Source organism: Actinoallomurus rhizosphaericola (genome assembly GCF_024055675.1).
GTDB lineage: Bacteria > Actinomycetota > Actinomycetes > Streptosporangiales > Streptosporangiaceae > Actinoallomurus > Actinoallomurus soli.
The window spans coordinates 223792-237802 of the sequence record NZ_JAMXMW010000015.1 but is presented as its reverse complement, the minus strand read 5'-3'; the positions used below and the strand labels follow the sequence as shown (position 1 = coordinate 237802).

General features: G+C 70.3%; 16 protein-coding genes. 12 read left to right on the top strand and 4 right to left on the bottom strand.

Annotated features, from left to right (window positions below):
- Window positions 1-144: 144 nt before the first annotated feature.
- From NE234_RS30170 to NE234_RS30155, 4 genes are all read left to right on the top strand, one after another.
- Window positions 145-918: a hypothetical protein gene (locus NE234_RS30170; protein WP_252784140.1), complete on the top strand. Its 774-nt coding sequence runs from the start codon at window positions 145-147 to the stop codon at window positions 916-918.
- A 34-nt stretch (window positions 919-952) separates the two neighbouring features.
- Window positions 953-2152, top strand: coding sequence for a sensor histidine kinase (locus NE234_RS30165; RefSeq protein ID WP_252784138.1), 1200 nt, complete (start codon window positions 953-955; stop codon window positions 2150-2152).
- Window positions 2149-2814: a response regulator gene (locus NE234_RS30160; protein ID WP_252784136.1), complete on the top strand. Its 666-nt coding sequence runs from the start codon at window positions 2149-2151 to the stop codon at window positions 2812-2814. The genes NE234_RS30165 and NE234_RS30160 overlap by 4 nt, the downstream gene beginning before the upstream one ends.
- 183 nt (window positions 2815-2997) lie before the next feature.
- Window positions 2998-3528, top strand: a complete 531-nt coding sequence (locus tag NE234_RS30155; protein ID WP_252784134.1) for a hypothetical protein — start codon at window positions 2998-3000, stop codon at window positions 3526-3528.
- 46 nt (window positions 3529-3574) lie between these two features.
- On the opposite strand, the gene NE234_RS30150 is transcribed toward NE234_RS30155, so the two are convergent.
- A complete protein-coding gene (locus tag NE234_RS30150; RefSeq protein ID WP_252784132.1) occupies window positions 3575-4933 on the bottom strand; it encodes a serine hydrolase domain-containing protein in 1359 nt (452 codons plus the stop codon).
- A 315-nt stretch (window positions 4934-5248) separates the two neighbouring features.
- On the opposite strand from NE234_RS30150, the gene NE234_RS30145 reads away from it, so the two are divergent.
- The 3 genes from NE234_RS30145 to NE234_RS46105 all read left to right on the top strand — a co-directional run bounded on the left by NE234_RS30145 (window position 5249) and on the right by NE234_RS46105 (window position 7130).
- Window positions 5249-5905: a hypothetical protein gene (locus NE234_RS30145; protein ID WP_252784131.1), complete on the top strand. Its 657-nt coding sequence runs from the start codon at window positions 5249-5251 to the stop codon at window positions 5903-5905.
- A gap of 227 nt (window positions 5906-6132) precedes the next feature.
- Window positions 6133-7017 (top strand): helix-turn-helix domain-containing protein, encoded by an 885-nt coding sequence (locus tag NE234_RS30140; RefSeq protein WP_252784130.1) that lies wholly within the window; start codon window positions 6133-6135, stop codon window positions 7015-7017.
- Window positions 7018-7022: 5 nt separating this feature from the next.
- On the top strand, window positions 7023-7130 hold the full coding sequence (locus NE234_RS46105) for a DUF397 domain-containing protein (RefSeq protein WP_406567091.1): 108 nt from the start codon (window positions 7023-7025) through the stop codon (window positions 7128-7130).
- Between the two features lie 21 nt (window positions 7131-7151).
- Here NE234_RS46105 and NE234_RS30135 read toward each other — a convergent pair whose 3' ends face one another.
- Window positions 7152-7808: a class I SAM-dependent methyltransferase gene (locus NE234_RS30135; protein ID WP_252784129.1), complete on the bottom strand. Its 657-nt coding sequence runs from the start codon at window positions 7806-7808 to the stop codon at window positions 7152-7154.
- A gap of 84 nt (window positions 7809-7892) precedes the next feature.
- Here NE234_RS30135 and NE234_RS30130 point away from each other — a divergent pair, with 84 nt between their 5' ends.
- Together NE234_RS30130 and NE234_RS30125 are read left to right on the top strand one after the other, a co-directional pair.
- A complete protein-coding gene (locus NE234_RS30130) occupies window positions 7893-8627 on the top strand; it encodes a hypothetical protein (RefSeq protein WP_252784128.1) in 735 nt (244 codons plus the stop codon).
- A gap of 399 nt (window positions 8628-9026) precedes the next feature.
- Window positions 9027-9623 (top strand): FHA domain-containing protein, encoded by a 597-nt coding sequence (locus NE234_RS30125; protein ID WP_252784127.1) that lies wholly within the window; start codon window positions 9027-9029, stop codon window positions 9621-9623.
- 97 nt (window positions 9624-9720) lie between these two features.
- Here the strand turns inward: NE234_RS30125 and NE234_RS30120 are convergent, their stop codons facing one another.
- Window positions 9721-10113, bottom strand: coding sequence for an SSI family serine proteinase inhibitor (locus NE234_RS30120; protein ID WP_252784125.1), 393 nt, complete (start codon window positions 10111-10113; stop codon window positions 9721-9723).
- Window positions 10114-10393: 280 nt separating this feature from the next.
- On the opposite strand from NE234_RS30120, the gene NE234_RS30115 reads away from it, so the two are divergent.
- From NE234_RS30115 to NE234_RS30105, 3 genes are all read left to right on the top strand, one after another.
- Window positions 10394-11269 (top strand): alpha/beta hydrolase family esterase, encoded by an 876-nt coding sequence (locus NE234_RS30115; RefSeq protein WP_252784123.1) that lies wholly within the window; start codon window positions 10394-10396, stop codon window positions 11267-11269.
- A 219-nt stretch (window positions 11270-11488) separates the two neighbouring features.
- Window positions 11489-12307 (top strand): hypothetical protein, encoded by an 819-nt coding sequence (locus tag NE234_RS30110; RefSeq protein ID WP_252784121.1) that lies wholly within the window; start codon window positions 11489-11491, stop codon window positions 12305-12307.
- A 61-nt stretch (window positions 12308-12368) separates the two neighbouring features.
- Window positions 12369-13133 (top strand): maleylpyruvate isomerase family mycothiol-dependent enzyme, encoded by a 765-nt coding sequence (locus NE234_RS30105; RefSeq protein WP_252784119.1) that lies wholly within the window; start codon window positions 12369-12371, stop codon window positions 13131-13133.
- 37 nt (window positions 13134-13170) lie between these two features.
- On the opposite strand, the gene NE234_RS30100 is transcribed toward NE234_RS30105, so the two are convergent.
- Complete coding sequence (locus NE234_RS30100) at window positions 13171-13983, bottom strand: hypothetical protein (RefSeq protein WP_252784117.1); 813 nt, start codon at window positions 13981-13983, stop codon at window positions 13171-13173.
- Between the last annotated feature and the right edge of the window lie 28 nt (window positions 13984-14011).

Genomic DNA, 14011 nt, shown 5'->3' with positions numbered 1-14011 from the left:
CGACCTTAGGCAGGAGATCGTCCGGTCGTCCCGGGTGGAGTCGGATGTCCACCCGGGATACGGCGGCCGACCCACGACGACGAGGCGGCCGGCTTCCTAACGTGGCGGCGTCCAGATGACGTACCCGCGGAGGAGGTGGGATCGGTGAGCGGTCCCGTCGAGATCATCCTGATCATCGGTGCGGTCGGTTACATCCTGGCCCGCCGCCTGCTCGGCGAGCCGGCCGAGGCCAAGCGCATGCTGCTGCTCCCCGCGGTGCTCGCAGTGGTCGGGCTCACCGATCTGGCCAAGGCGTCCCAGTCCACGGTCTCCATCGGGTTCCTGGTCGCCACCACCGCGTTCAGCCTGGTGCTGGGCCTGCTGCGCGGCGCGAGCATCCGCGTGTTCGACCGGGACGGCATCGTCTACCTGCGCTACACGGTCACGACCGTGGTGTTGTGGGGGATCAACCTGGCGGTCAGGTTCGGCGCGAGCGTCGTGCTGGGCGTGGTGGACCCGACCGCTGCGCATGCCGGCAGCAGCGGACTGATGCTGACACTGGGCGCCGGCATGGTGGTGGAGGGGCTGGCCGTGCTGTCCAAGGCGATGCGTACCGGCGGCCGGATCGTGTGGGCGAAGGGGCGCGACGGCGCACCGCACACGATGTCGTCCGTGCTGGACGGGTTGCAGCAGAAGGTGCAGAGCACCGACTGGTCCCAGGGACGCCGTCCGCGCCGGCGCGGTGGCCTCGGGACGCTGATCGAGGACGTGCGCAACCTCGACATCCGACGGCCGTACGACGCCGGTTCCGCCCCGTACGACAATGGCTCCGGTCCGTACGACACCGGTTCCGCCCCGTACGACGGGCGGCGGCCGAACGGCGGCGGCTCCCCCGATGACCGGGCGCGGAGCTTCGACCGGCGCCGCCGTGAACGATGACCGTGACCGGCGAAGAGCGGAACAATGTCCGGCGATGAACGATGAGCCTGACGACACGCGCCCGGCCGGGGTTCCCGTCGACGACGCGCCGACGGGGACCCCGGCGCGGTTCGCCGACGAACTGATCCGCCCGTTCGTCATCGGGACCCTCGCGGTGCTCACCCTGATCCAGCTCGTCGAGCGCCCGCCGGACCGGCTCCCCTGGCTCACCTGGAGCCTGGTGGTGGTCACCATCACCGCGGGACTCGCGTCGTCGGTCCTGCCCTGGCGTCACCTGTCGGCCCGGACGCGGATCACGCTGGTGTCGGTGTTCATGGGCGCCGGCGCGATGGCGTTCCCCTTGGCGAAGGACACGGCGGCCCCCGCATTGGTCTTCCTCGCGTCCGTCACCGCCGGCGAGAAGCTGGACTCCCGGCGGGTCGCGTTCACCGTCGTCGGAGCCGGGACCGCCCTCACCACCACCGTGAACCAGCTGGCCGGCGCCCTGCACCTGTCGTACGAGTCGCCGTGGTGGCTCTCGCTCATCGTGGGCCTGCCCCTCTACATCGGCCTCGCACGCCGGGAACGGGCCGACGCGCTGGCCGCCGCCGACCTGGCCGCCCGGCAGAGCCGGCGCGCGGCCGCGTCCGAGGCTCGGGAGGCCGCGCTGGAGGAACGGGGACGCATCGCCCGGGAGATCCACGACGTGCTCGGCCACGCCTTGTCCGGCATCGCCGTGCAGCTGGACATGGCCGACGCCCTGCACGCCGGGGGCCGCGACCGGGACGCCAACGAGGCCGTACGGCGAGCACGAGCTCTGGCGGTGTCGGGGATCGGGGAGACCCGCCGCGCGATCCACGCACTGCGCGAGGACACGTTGCCGCTTCCGGAGACCATCGCCCGTATCGCGCACGGGAGCACGGCCGGATTCGAGATCCAGGGTGAGCCCGGTGAGGTGCGGGTGGAGGTCGCCCAGGCCGTCATCCGGACCGCGCAGGAGGCGATCACGAACGCGCATCGGCACGCGCCCGGCGCGGAGGTGAACCTGCTGCTCGCCTACACCGACCGGCTGATCCGGCTCACCGTCACCGACACCGGAACGGCCGGCCCCGGTGCCCGGCCGAGCCACGCGGGCAGCGGGATGGGCCTCGTCGGGATGCGTGAACGTGCCAGTCTGCTCGGTGGCACGCTGTACGCGGGCCCCGCCGAACCGCCGGCGCCGGGCTGGACGGTGCGATTGGAGTTGCCACGATGACCTCCATCCGGCTGCTGGTCGTCGACGACCAGGCCGCGATCCGGGACGCGCTCGCCGTCATGCTCGACCTCGACCCGGACATCACCGTCGTCGGCACCGCCGCCAACGGCGAGGAGGCGGTGACCGCGGTCGGCGAGCACGACCCGCAGGTCGTCCTCATGGACCTGCACATGCCGGTCATGGGCGGGGTCGAGGCCACCGGCCGGATCCTGGCCGCCCGGCCCGGTCTGCCCGTCGTGGTGCTGACCACGTTCGAGGACGACGAGTCGATCCTCGCCGCGCTGCGCGCCGGCGCCCGCGGCTACCTCACCAAGGACGCGGACCGTACGAGGATCGTCCAGGCCGTGCGCGGCGCGCACGCCGGGCAGGCGGTCCTCGACCCCGGCGTGCAGTCGCGGCTGCTGGCCCTCGCCACCCGCGCTCCCACGCCCGAGCCGGACACGCCTGTGCCGCTGACCGCGCGCGAGCGGGAGATCCTGGACCTCATCGGCCAGGGCCTGCGCAACAACGAGATCGCCCGGCGTCTGTACATCACCGAAGCGACCGTGAAGACCCACATCAACAACCTCTTCACCAAGGCCGACCTGCACTCGCGCGCCGACGCCGTACGGCTGGCCCTCACCCTCGCCGGGAACCGACGGGGAGACGGGCGCTCAGGCTGACCTCCGCGGTTCGGCCGCCGGGAGGCGGCCCGTCGATCGGGTGGAGACCGGGTGAGGGATCACGCCCCGCCCGGCCTCCACCCCATCTCGGTTCACCGACCGATGTGCGGCGCATGCTCGAATTCCTAAGTTGTGGCCACAGCAGAACGGGACCGCGAACCTGAAAGGGCCACAGCGATGGACATGGGCGTTTGGATTCTGAACCTGGCCGTACTCTTCATCGTGCTGGAATCAGATCTCGGCACGCGGAGAGTCACCAGATCCCGCCTCCTCCGGCCGGTCATCAGCGCGGCGGCCATCGTGCCGTTCTTCATCGATCGGCTCGCCACCAGCGGGTACGGCCTGCTACTGGAGATCACCGGAACGATCGCCGGGTTGTTGCTGGGGCTATCGGCCGGCGCCTTCATGCGCGTACATGAAGGCGTGGCCAAGGGCCGCCGCTGCGCGAAGTCCCGTGCCGGTGTCGGCTACGCACTGACGTGGACCGCCGTGGTCGGCGCACGCCTCGCCTTCTCCTATGGCAGCGCGCACGTTTTCGGCCGGCAGCTGGGCGAATGGATGGCCGCCCATTCCGTCTCCCCGGCCGCGCTCACCGACGCCCTGATCTTCATGGCGGTGGCCATGATGCTCACCCGTACGGCCCTGCTCCAGGTCAAGGCCAGGGCGGCGCTGACCGGCACCCGGCCGGCCGAAGCGCCCCTGCCGGTCGGATGAGACGGTCGGTCTCCGCCTCATGCCGGTGCGCCGCCCGCCACCCGCCTCAGGACTCCAGGGCCAACGTGGCGAGGTGGCGGGCGATGCCGTTGGTGTCGGTGTCCTCCACGTTGCTGAGCACGACCACCTCGATGTCGTCGTCGGGCAGGTACATGTTGCTCGCGGCGTAGCCCTGGAGCAGACCCGGGTGGTACACGAGCCGGTGCCCGTCGAGCCGGTCGATGAGCCAGCCGAAGGCGTACGCGCTGGACGGCAGGTTGAGGCATCCGCCGGGCGGGCACGGCGCCTGCGGCGTGAACGCCTCCTCGACGGTGGCGGGTGGTGCGACCAGGTGAGCGCCGAACGACCGGTCCCAGCGGGCGATGTCGTCGGTGGTGGAGTAGATGCCCGTCGCGGCGAACGCCTGGGAGCCGTTGATGGGCGGGGCGGGTGACCCGACCGTGAAGTAGCCCTTCGCGTACCCGGGTGGCGGATTCCCTCGGCTGTAGCCGGTGTGCCGAAGGTGCAGCGGACCGGTGATCTCGTCGCGCAGTACGGCGCCGTACGGCTTGTGCGTCACCCTCTCGATGATCGCCCCGGCCAGGATGAAGCCGGAGTTGGTGTACTTCCAGCTGGTGCCGGGCGGGAAGTCCAGTGGCAGGTTCACGAACCGCTGGATGAGCTTCCGCGTCGTGGTCGGTTTCGAGAGCTCGTCGTAGAAGCCGGGCAGTCCCTGGATGTCGGGGATGCCCGAGGTGTGGATGACGGTCTCGCGGACCGTGATGGGCCGCCACGCCTCCGGGCATGCGTTGATGAAGACCGGGACGAGATACGGGCAGATCGGGTCGTCCAGGCCGAGCAGCCCGCGGTCGCGCAGCTTCAGCACGAGCATCGCGGTGAACTGCTTGGTGACCGAGGCGAGCCGGAAGACCGTGTCCGGCCGGAGGGGAATGTGGCGTTCCTCGTCAGCCTCACCGGCGGCGAAACGCGCCAGCACCCGCCCGCGCCGTACCACCAGCACCGACCCGGTGAACCCGGTGTTCTCGGCCAGATCCCGCAGGTACGGCCGCATCGCGGCGATCGGGGCACCCGGCGGCGCGGCGGGCGGCGGTTCGGGAGCCGACTCCGCGGAGGAGGTGGCGCCGGAACTCTGTGCACCGTGACCCCGCTGCTGCGCGTCGCTGTAGCCGATGTTGGAGTTGCCGTTCCGGATCCCGGCGGCGAGCCGTTCCCGGTGCTGGTTCCGGTTGACGTCGCGGCTGCTCGATCGGCCGCCGTGGGGCCCGCAGCAACCGCCGTCGGGAACGGCCGCCTCGGCCACGCCCACCGCGGCGCCGGCTCGGGGAGACGCGCCCGTGGAGAAGAGGGCACCGCCGACGAGGGCCGAACCGGACATGACGATCGCCATGCTCTTCGGGAATCCCATTGCTCGACCGCCTTCAGGCATCGACCATGTCGGCGGCGGCAATCGCCCCCTTTTGAGGACTCACCGCTCTGACTTCACGCCGCCTAATGCGCTGACGTCGTCCCCTCCGTCGGTCTGGCGAAACGGCGAGAGGTGAGACTTGGCGCCGACTCGAGGATCAGGTGGCCGTGTTGTGTAACAGAACCCGGACAGAAACGACATCGAATCCGGCCCTGGCGCGCGGGTTCACCCGGCTATCCTCGCCATCGTTCGGGTGGGCGGATGTGATGGAACGAGGAGACCCTTATCGTGATTCGTCCGTCGGTCGCCGCCGGCATGGTGTTCGTCCTCTTCCTTTCCGGCTGCGGCGGAGACGGCGGTAAACGCAAGGACTCCGCCGTAAGCCGGGAGGCCGGCGCCGCACCGCAGTCCCCGTCGCAGGTTCTCCGCACGATGGTGGAGAAGGCCGACGCCCTCAGGTCGGCGCGGGGCACCGTGGCGAAGACGTCCTATGCGTCGGGCCGGGTGACCCGGATGATGGGCTCGGTCCATTACCGGTTCAAGCCGCAACTGGCCTTCACGCGCGATTTCGCGACTCCGGCCACCGGATTCGACCAGGTGGAGTTTCTCGTCGGTGACACCTTCTACATGACGGTCCCGGTCGGCCACGCGCCGGCCGGCCGGTGGATCGAATACGACGTCGGCGACAAGAACGCCAGGACGGCCGGCAAAGTCGCCGACCTTCTCGCCACCGCCCGGCAGGACGATCCGGCCATGAATCTGCGGATGTTCACCGCGTCGAAGAACATGCGCGCGGTCGGCACCGAAGCGATCTGGGGCGTTCACGCGGACCGCCCCGCACCGGATTCCGGCGACCGGCAGGTGCCGCCGGCCGCCGTCCCGGCCCGTCCCAGGAAGCCGTACCGCACGGTGAAAGGCAGGGACCCGGCCGGGCAGAACGATCCGCTCGCCGGGTGGGAAATCGGAGCTTAGCCGGGTGACGCTGCATGCTCACTTCCCCTCGGGGGTGGCCTGTGGCGTTGGAGGGTGTCCCCTCAGGAGGGACAAGGTGGCCACTGGCGGGACACGCCGAGAAGACGACCACCCAACCGGGTGCCCGATTCGACTCGAAGATCTTATTCCGCAACCGACGAAATTTCCTCCGCGGTCGACGATTTCTCCTACCCCTCGCAGGTCGCTGAAGGGATCGCTTCCTCAGCGTGTCGCGCGGCGTTTACCGTCGATACGGTTTCACCGCTACGAATTCAAACCGTCGACATGGGGAGGTCGAATCGATGGGACGGGAACGGGAACTCGATCCGCGCGTCTCGGCGATCGCGCAGTACGGCTACCGCCTCCGGTATTACCGGAAAAAGGCCAATCTCTCCCAAGATGCATTAGGAGCGCGATTCGGGGTGACCGGCCAGATGATCGGTCATATCGAGACCGCCAAACGGCCGACCACCCCGGAGATGTCCAAGGGCTTCGACGAGCTCTTCGGCCTCGACGCCTACTTCGAAGAGCTCTGGTGGCACGTCCGCCGCGAACAGACCCCCAGCTGGTTCCGCGACTACGTCGCCGCCGAAGCCCGCGCCGCCTCCATCCGCCTCTTCGACCCACTGATGATCCCCGGCCTCCTCCAGACCGAGGCGTACGCCCGCGAGGTCCTGCGCGCCGGACAACCCGAGGACAAGCTGGAGCAACTCGTCGCCGCCCGACTCGCCCGCCAGGAGATGCTCCAGCGGGAGGAGCCGCCATGGTTGGTCTTCGTCATCTCCGAGTTCGCGCTCCGGCGCATGGTCGGCAATCCCGACATCATGCGGGACCAGTACGCGCGGCTCCTCGAACTGGCCGAACGCCCGAACATCACCATCCACGTCCTACCGGACAACGCGGCGGTCTACCCGTCCGGCGGCCTCACGATCTTCAGTTTCGATGAAGCGCCCGACTTGGGGTACGCCGAGGCCGTTAGAGGCCAAGGCGTACTGATCGAGCAGCGGAAGTCGATCGAGGTACTTAGAGTGGAGTTCGACTTGGTCAGATCCGCCGCCTTGTCTGCAGATGCATCGGTCGACCTGATCCGGTCCCTGATGGAAGGGACGTGACATCCATGGAATCGCCCTCGCTGAACTGGAAGAAAAGCACTCGGAGCGGGCACGACGGTGGCCAGTGCGTCGAGGTAGCGGTGCTCGATGACCACGATCGGCGCGGAGTCTGACCACGGGTTCGCTCCGAGGGCTCAGTCGAGGTACTGGACCGGACGCGCCTCGCCGCGGATCCAGTCGTCGCCGTCCCGGTGAATCCGGCAGTCCCATCCCAGGTTCCGCAGCCGGTCCCGCAACTCCCGGGGGTCGATGAAGTTCTTCACGATCCGGTACGTCTCGCCGTCTCGCAGCCGCCGTTCGACGATCTCGCCGGCGTCCGGGACGTAGCTCTCCTTATCCCGGACGTCGACGTGCTCGTCGATGAACAGCACCCGTCCGTCCTCCGTCAGGAGACGCCGCAGCAGCCGCCAGAACTCCTCGAACCGGCTCATCGGCACATGGGAGAGCCAGGCCGAGAAGAAGATCGCGTCGAACCGGTCGTCCGTCGTCCACGAGAACACGTCGGCGACCTCGAACGTGACGTTCCCCGACCTCGCCCGGTCACGAGCGATGGCGACCGCCTCGGGCGCCGCGTCGATCGCCACGACCACGTCGGCCATGCCCGCGAGCGCCTCCGTCCACAGGCCGGTTCCGCAGGCGATCTCCAGCACTCGTCGGCGCGGATTCATCTGCGCGACCAGCCGCGCGATGCGCTCACGAGCCGCCGCGACGTCCCCGTACGCCGTCACGTCGTACTCGCCCGCCCGGCGACGGTAGTAATCGACCTGATCGGCCAGCACCTCATCGGTCATACCCCGCATCATCACCCGACGACGGCACACCGGCCACCGCCGAGTTCTGATTCCGAAGTCAGACCGGACCGCGAGAATCGGTACATGCCCGACGATTTCGCCTTCCCGAAGCAGGTGATGGCCGCCTGCGAAGATTCGCGGGACGCCTGGGACTTCCTGCGTCACTTCGCCGCGCGCTGGGCGGTGCCTCTCGATGAGCGGAGCGGCTGCGGTGACGAGGAACTCGCGGCAGCCGAACGTCGTCTGGGGCTGAGCCTGCCGCCCGCGATGCGCGAGGGGTACGCGCTACTGGGGAAACGCGATGACCTCACGAGCAGCCAGGACACGCTGCTCGGGCCGGAGCGGCTGCATCTCGATGAGACGGGCCGCGCGCTGGTCTTCCGGGTCGAGAACCAGTCCGTCGTGCGGTGGGCCATCGCCGTGGACGACCTGCAGATGGCCGACCCCCCGGTCATTTTTCAGAGCGACGTCCCCTGCAGCGCTCCTGAACCGTGGAGGCCATTCCTCGGTCGGTTCTCCCTGGCGTGGATCGAGATGGTCCTGACCGAATACCTGCTCGGTGACCATGGGCACTACGACAACCGGGAATCCGACACGGAAGCCCTCGAAACTCTGGAACACCACTACACCCGGCTTGCGATACCCGACTACCCGATGTGGGCGGACCCGCAAGGGCCGCCGATTCGATGGTTCTGGGGTCCCGACGTGCTGATCCGCGACGATGGCCGCGCATGGCTATGGGCCGCCGCCCGTACCCCGCAAGCGCTGCAGGCGGTGCGCCGGGCCGTCCCGGGCGACTGGCTCATGGGGCCCACCTGAGCGCCATCGCCTGCGTCATTTGAAACGCCGACCTCCTTCTTGGTGGGAACACATGCACCTTTCACAGCAATATGCACGACGCCGGGCGGCCGGCCTCGGCGCTGCTCCCTCACCGCAGTCCGTGATCGCCGACCGCTACGGACCGCACGGCGCCATGACCGATCCATGCTCAGCGGGGCGGCCCGCTCATCGACCGAGGTGGCATGACAGTGCCGGAAATCAGGAACGCGGAGTGCGTCCAAGGTCGTTCTGAATGTCATGGAACGGGCATCACCGACGGCGGCCGCCTCCCTGGTCCGTCCCCGCTCTGGGGAAGGCGCGACCACACCGTCATATCTCCAAGGTCCGTGCCGTACGGTGCATGGGAGACCGAACCATAGATAGGAGGCGGAACCGGCGATGCCGAACGCTGAGTGCGCGCGGTGCGGCCACACCAACCCGGACGGTGCCCGCTTCTGCTCGAGTTGTGGCGCCCCGCTCACCGGGGAGGCCCCGCCGATCACGAACGAACCGGGCACCTCGACGTCCACGATGTCACTGAGCGCGATCCAGGCGGCCGTCGAGGCCGACCAGGACGAGGGGCCGGCGATCGATCCCGGACCGGTCGAGGCGCTCCCTCCCGACACGGCGCTGCTCCTCGTCAGAGGAGGGCCCAACGCCGGGAGCAGGTTCCTCCTCGATCGTGACACCACGACCGTGGGTCGCCATCCGCACAGCGACATCTTCCTCGACGACGTCACCGTGTCCCGCAAGCACGTCGAGTTCCTCCGGCACAACGGCCGGTTCTGGATCCGCGATGCGGGGAGCCTCAACGGCACCTACGTCAACCGCGAGCGCGTCGACGAGTCGGTGCTGTCCAGCGGTGACGAGGTGCAGATAGGCAAGTTCCGTCTGGTGTACGTCGGCAACGCCCCCCTCGCCGGCGTTCCGGCCGGTTCGGCCGAGTCGGAGCGTCCGCCCAAGCGCAGCCGGTGGAACTTCTGGCGCCGGCGCTGACCGGCCCCGGGCCTCGTCGTCCGGCGCCGGCACGCGGGGCGCGGCCGGGCCGGATCACGGACCCCGGAAATCCTGAGGCGAGGACGGGATGCGGGATTCAGAAACGGAAGACGTGGCCGCCCGTCACGATATTCGCGACGCACGGGTTGCTGAACGTGTTCGTGTAGTTCACGGGTAGGCCACGCCAATGACCGACCGCCGATGCGACGGTCGGGTCGTAGTAGCCGCCGCAGCCGCCCAGTTGGTACGGCGGGATACGCGCGATGTCGCCGTTCGCCGCGATCAGGTCCTGGCAGGCGGCGTCGCCGCCGGGGTGCGTCCCACCGGTCGGCTCGCAGGTGAGCGTCACGGTCCTGGTGCCGATCATCGGGGACGAGAGGCTGAGGGTGAGCGCGTCCGCCGCGGCGGAGGCGGTCGGGGCGACCATCACCGAGACCGCGACCGAGCCTGCCGTCACCGCCGTCGCAGTCATCAGCCGAAAAGACCGCACGGTCTTCTCCTTTCACCGCACTCGACGTGTTGAGTGCTCATTCACGCTACTTCCCCCGACCACTCTCATCGCGCCTTTCATGGACCGAAGGTGGCCATGCGGGCGGACCTCGAAGAATGCCCAGAAACGCGTGAAAGGGCGATACCGACTCCGGGGGCGCGCACGCGTTGGACAGGAGTGAGACGGCTGCGGCCGCGCTCGGCTGAGCCACCTCCGGCAGAATCGCGTGGACCCGCGCGGCCCGGCCGCGCAGGCCCACGCGATCCGAGGGAGTACGTGCATGGCGGGCGATGACGCTGAAATCGTCGACGAGTTGAGAATCGACGGGAGGGACCGCAACTTCACGATCCGGTTGCCCCAGGCGACGGTGGACGGCCGGGAGCCGCCCCTCGTACTCGTGCTCCATGGCAACGGCCCGGACCCCGGTGGTCCGGTCATGCGCGAGTGGACCACGTTCGACGAACAGGCGGATGAGTGGGGCCTGGCGATCGCCTACCCGGACGGGGTCGGGGGGTGCTGGGCGGACGGCCGGGGCGTCACCGCCGCCGACCAGGCGGGAGTGGACGACGTCGCCTTCCTCCGCGCGGTCATCGAACGGTCGGCCGAACGCCACGGCACCTCCCCCGATCGGGTCGTGGTGGCGGGGATCTCCAACGGCGCGTTCATGGGCCACCGGCTGGCGCTGGCGGCGAGCGCCCAGGTCGCGGTGCTGGCGACGGTCGCGGGCGGGCTGCCCGCCGCCCTGCTGGACGTGCGGCCGACGCACGCCGTCTCGGTCATGCTGATCCACGGCACGGCCGACCGGATCGTCCCGATCGACGGCGGGCACTCGCGGCGCCGCGGGCCGAACGGCGAGCTGCGCGGCCGCACGCTGTCGCTGCGGGAGACGGCCGAGCACTGGCGCGCCATCGACCGGTGCCCGCCCGGACCGGGCGAGACGCACACCACCGAGTCGTCTAGCCGCACGACGGCCGACGGCGGCGTCGGCGGAACACGGGTGGTCGCCTGGACGGTCTTCGGCGGCGGTCACACCTGGCCGGGTACGCCCACCCCGCCCGAGTGGGACGAGCCGGTCACCTTGGAGTTCGACGCGGCCGAGGAGATCTGCCGCTTCGCCCGGCCCCTGCTCGTCTCCCCGGACCTCCGGCGGCTCTGAACGCCCGCTCCCACCGACCGCCGAGACCACCACCGACCGCTCCGACCGCCGGCCGGCACCGCCACGAACCGCTCCCCACCGCTCGCCGGCACCACCACGAACCGCTCCCCGCCCGCCGGCCGGTATCGGCGCGGTCCTGCCGGGCTGCGGCCGGATCGAGATCTCGCCGCTATCCGGACCGGCCATGCTGAGGACCGTGGGCGGGCCGCGGAGGGCGCCATGGGATGGAAACGGTGGGCCGCGTCGGGGACGGTCCTGTTCCTGTTCCTCGTCGCCGTCGGTTGCGGCGCCGGTGGGCCGCGTCCGACGCCGGGAGCCCACGTGACCGTCGTCCTGCGGGCGGACGGCAGTGGCCGGGCCGATCTCTGGGCCGGCGGCGGCGTGCGCTCGGACCGCGAACTGCGGGACCTGGGCCGGCGGGTGGCCGCCGCGCTGTTCCGGGGGAAGGCCCTCGGGCCGACGACCGTCGAGCCGGGCTCGGCCTTCACGTTCGCCCGTACGGAGGTCGTGCGGGCGTACCGGCCCGGCCCGCGCCCCGTTTTCGACATCGCCGGTGAGAGCGTCGGCCCGGTGCTGAAGGCCGCCGGATATCCCGGTTACACCTTGCGGGTCCGGCCGCCTCTGGTCCGTACGTCGATCGGCGGCCGAACGCATCCGCCCGGGTTCGAGTACGCGTGGCGCGTCTCGCCCGGTGACCCGGCACCGGCCGGCTCGATGGTCATGCATCCCCGCCTGCTGCACTGGGCCGTCGAAATGGCGTTGCTGGCCGTGGCCGCCGCCGCGGTGCTGACCGCCTTCGTCAGCCGTGACGCGCGGATCGGGTTCGGCGGGTGTGCCGCCGGTTCGGTGGCCGCGGTGGCGGTCCTGCTGACCGACCGGGCGTCCGGGGACGCCCTGGGCACCCTCGGCCACCTCAGCGGAACCCCGCTCACGCTGGTGACAAGGCTGCCCCTCGTCGCGTTGCCCGTGGTGGCGCTCGCGGTGATCCGGCTCCTGCTCCTCATCGCGCGGCAGGCGGCGCCGCCGCGCGATGAGTGAACCGCCACGACGCCTCCCGGGGACCTGCCGGATGTCGTACGGGTCTGATCGACTGTGCGGCATGGAGTACTCCCGATTCCTGGACTGTCTCGCGTCGGACTTCGACCGCCTGCGTGCCGCCGTCTCGGCCGACCGGACCGCGGCGGTTCCGACCTGTCCCGGCTGGACCAACGCCGACCTCGCCCGCCACGTCGGCCAGGTCTACCTGCACAAGACCCTGGGCATGCGCCTGGGCGGTGAGCCCGACGAGTGGCCGCCGAAGGATCTCGCGGAGGAGGAGCCGCTCGCGCTGCTCGACCTCACGTACGCCGACCTGCGGGCCGAGTTCGCCGCGCGCCGGCCGGAGGATCCGACCGGCACCTGGTACGGCCCGGACCAGACCGTCGGGTTCTGGATCCGGCGGATGGCGCAGGAGACGGTCGTCCACCGCATCGACGCCGAGCTCGCGGCCGGGCGCCCGGTCGCACCGGTGCCGGCGGAGCTCGCCGTCGACGGCATCGACGAGCTGCTCAAGGTGTTCGTGGCGTACAGCGTCGCCGAGTGGAGCGACTACTTCACGGACATCCTGGCCGGATCGCCGGGCCGGACGTACACGGTGCGGACCGACGGCGCGGCCTGGCTCGTACGGACGGGGCCGGGGCTGTTCGCCGTCGAGGACGGCGAGGACGACGAGGCGGCCGACGTGACGGTGAGCGGTCCGCCGACGGCCGTGCTGCGCCGGCTCTGGAACCGCGAGTCCGCCGGCGAGCCGAGCGGCGTGACGGTCGAGGGCGCCCCGGAGGCGGTGGAGGAGCTGCGGCGCTGCATCGTCACGGCGACGCAGTGAGCGGGCCCGCGCGACGCCGCCCCGGCCTCGGGTGGTGTCAGAGAAGCCCGTACTCCCTGAGCGACTGCCGATAGGCGTCCCACGTTTCGCCGACGAACTGCGGGTAAGGCGGCGACCCGGGGCCCGACGTCCTCACCTGGCCGTTCTGGAACGCCCCGTACACCGCCTGCCTGCCACCGGTGTCGCCGGCCAGGGCTCGTTCCTCGGGCGTGAGCACCCTGCCCTGCGCCTGCGCGGCCGTCTCGGCCTCGTGGACGGCGGAGCCGTAGCCCTGGGTGAATTCCGGCTGCAGGGTCGTGTCCGGCAGGTTGAGATGCGGCTGACTGGTCTGCAGGTGGGCGTGCGCGTAGATCTGGCGCACGGAGGCATCGGTCTCTTCGCCGAGCTTCCTGCCGACGTAGTCGTGCCGGGCCATCGTCATGATGTCCGCGGCGCGACCCTGGTGGGTCCATTCGACGTGCGTCAGCTCGTGGACGAGTCCCACTCCGGGATGGCCGTTGTCGAGGTCGATGGTGACGGTGTTCGCGGAAGGCTCGTAGAGGCTGCCGGTGCCGTGCGTGTACCTGATCTCCGGCCGGTACCTGTCCAGGATCTGCAGCGCCCTGCTGCCCTCGGGCCCGACCTCGGTCAGCGCGCGGCGCGTCAGCCACTGCGTCTCCCTACCGTGCGCCACGGCATCGACCAGGGCCGCGTGCGTGTCATGACGGGCCGCATAGATCACCGGCGCGGTGCCGCCGGGAAGCCTGCCGACAACGTGAGCGGCCTGCGGGATACCCGGCTCGAACCTCAGGAACCGCTCGACCGCACCGAACACCCTCCCACCGACCCGGCCGCCGCCTCCGCTCATCATGAGGCGGCTCCGCCACGGCGAGCACCGG

Bases quoted from the DNA above. Each gene is read 5' to 3' on its own strand.
- NE234_RS30165 (WP_252784138.1), top strand. From the start codon at position 953: ATGAACGATGAGCCTGACGACACGCGCCCGGCCGGGGTTCCCGTCGAC.
- NE234_RS30160 (WP_252784136.1), top strand. From the start codon at position 2,149: ATGACCTCCATCCGGCTGCTGGTCGTCGACGACCAGGCCGCGATCCGG.
- NE234_RS30155 (WP_252784134.1), top strand. From the start codon at position 2,998: ATGGGCGTTTGGATTCTGAACCTGGCCGTACTCTTCATCGTGCTGGAA.
- NE234_RS30150 (WP_252784132.1), bottom strand. From the start codon at position 4,933: ATGGGATTCCCGAAGAGCATGGCGATCGTCATGTCCGGTTCGGCCCTC.
- NE234_RS30145 (WP_252784131.1), top strand. From the start codon at position 5,249: ATGGTGTTCGTCCTCTTCCTTTCCGGCTGCGGCGGAGACGGCGGTAAA.
- NE234_RS46105 (WP_406567091.1), top strand. From the start codon at position 7,023: ATGGAATCGCCCTCGCTGAACTGGAAGAAAAGCACTCGGAGCGGGCAC.
- NE234_RS30135 (WP_252784129.1), bottom strand. From the start codon at position 7,808: ATGACCGATGAGGTGCTGGCCGATCAGGTCGATTACTACCGTCGCCGG.
- NE234_RS30130 (WP_252784128.1), top strand. From the start codon at position 7,893: ATGCCCGACGATTTCGCCTTCCCGAAGCAGGTGATGGCCGCCTGCGAA.
- NE234_RS30125 (WP_252784127.1), top strand. From the start codon at position 9,027: ATGCCGAACGCTGAGTGCGCGCGGTGCGGCCACACCAACCCGGACGGT.
- NE234_RS30115 (WP_252784123.1), top strand. From the start codon at position 10,394: ATGGCGGGCGATGACGCTGAAATCGTCGACGAGTTGAGAATCGACGGG.
- NE234_RS30110 (WP_252784121.1), top strand. From the start codon at position 11,489: ATGGGATGGAAACGGTGGGCCGCGTCGGGGACGGTCCTGTTCCTGTTC.
- NE234_RS30105 (WP_252784119.1), top strand. From the start codon at position 12,369: ATGGAGTACTCCCGATTCCTGGACTGTCTCGCGTCGGACTTCGACCGC.
- NE234_RS30100 (WP_252784117.1), bottom strand. From the start codon at position 13,983: ATGATGAGCGGAGGCGGCGGCCGGGTCGGTGGGAGGGTGTTCGGTGCG.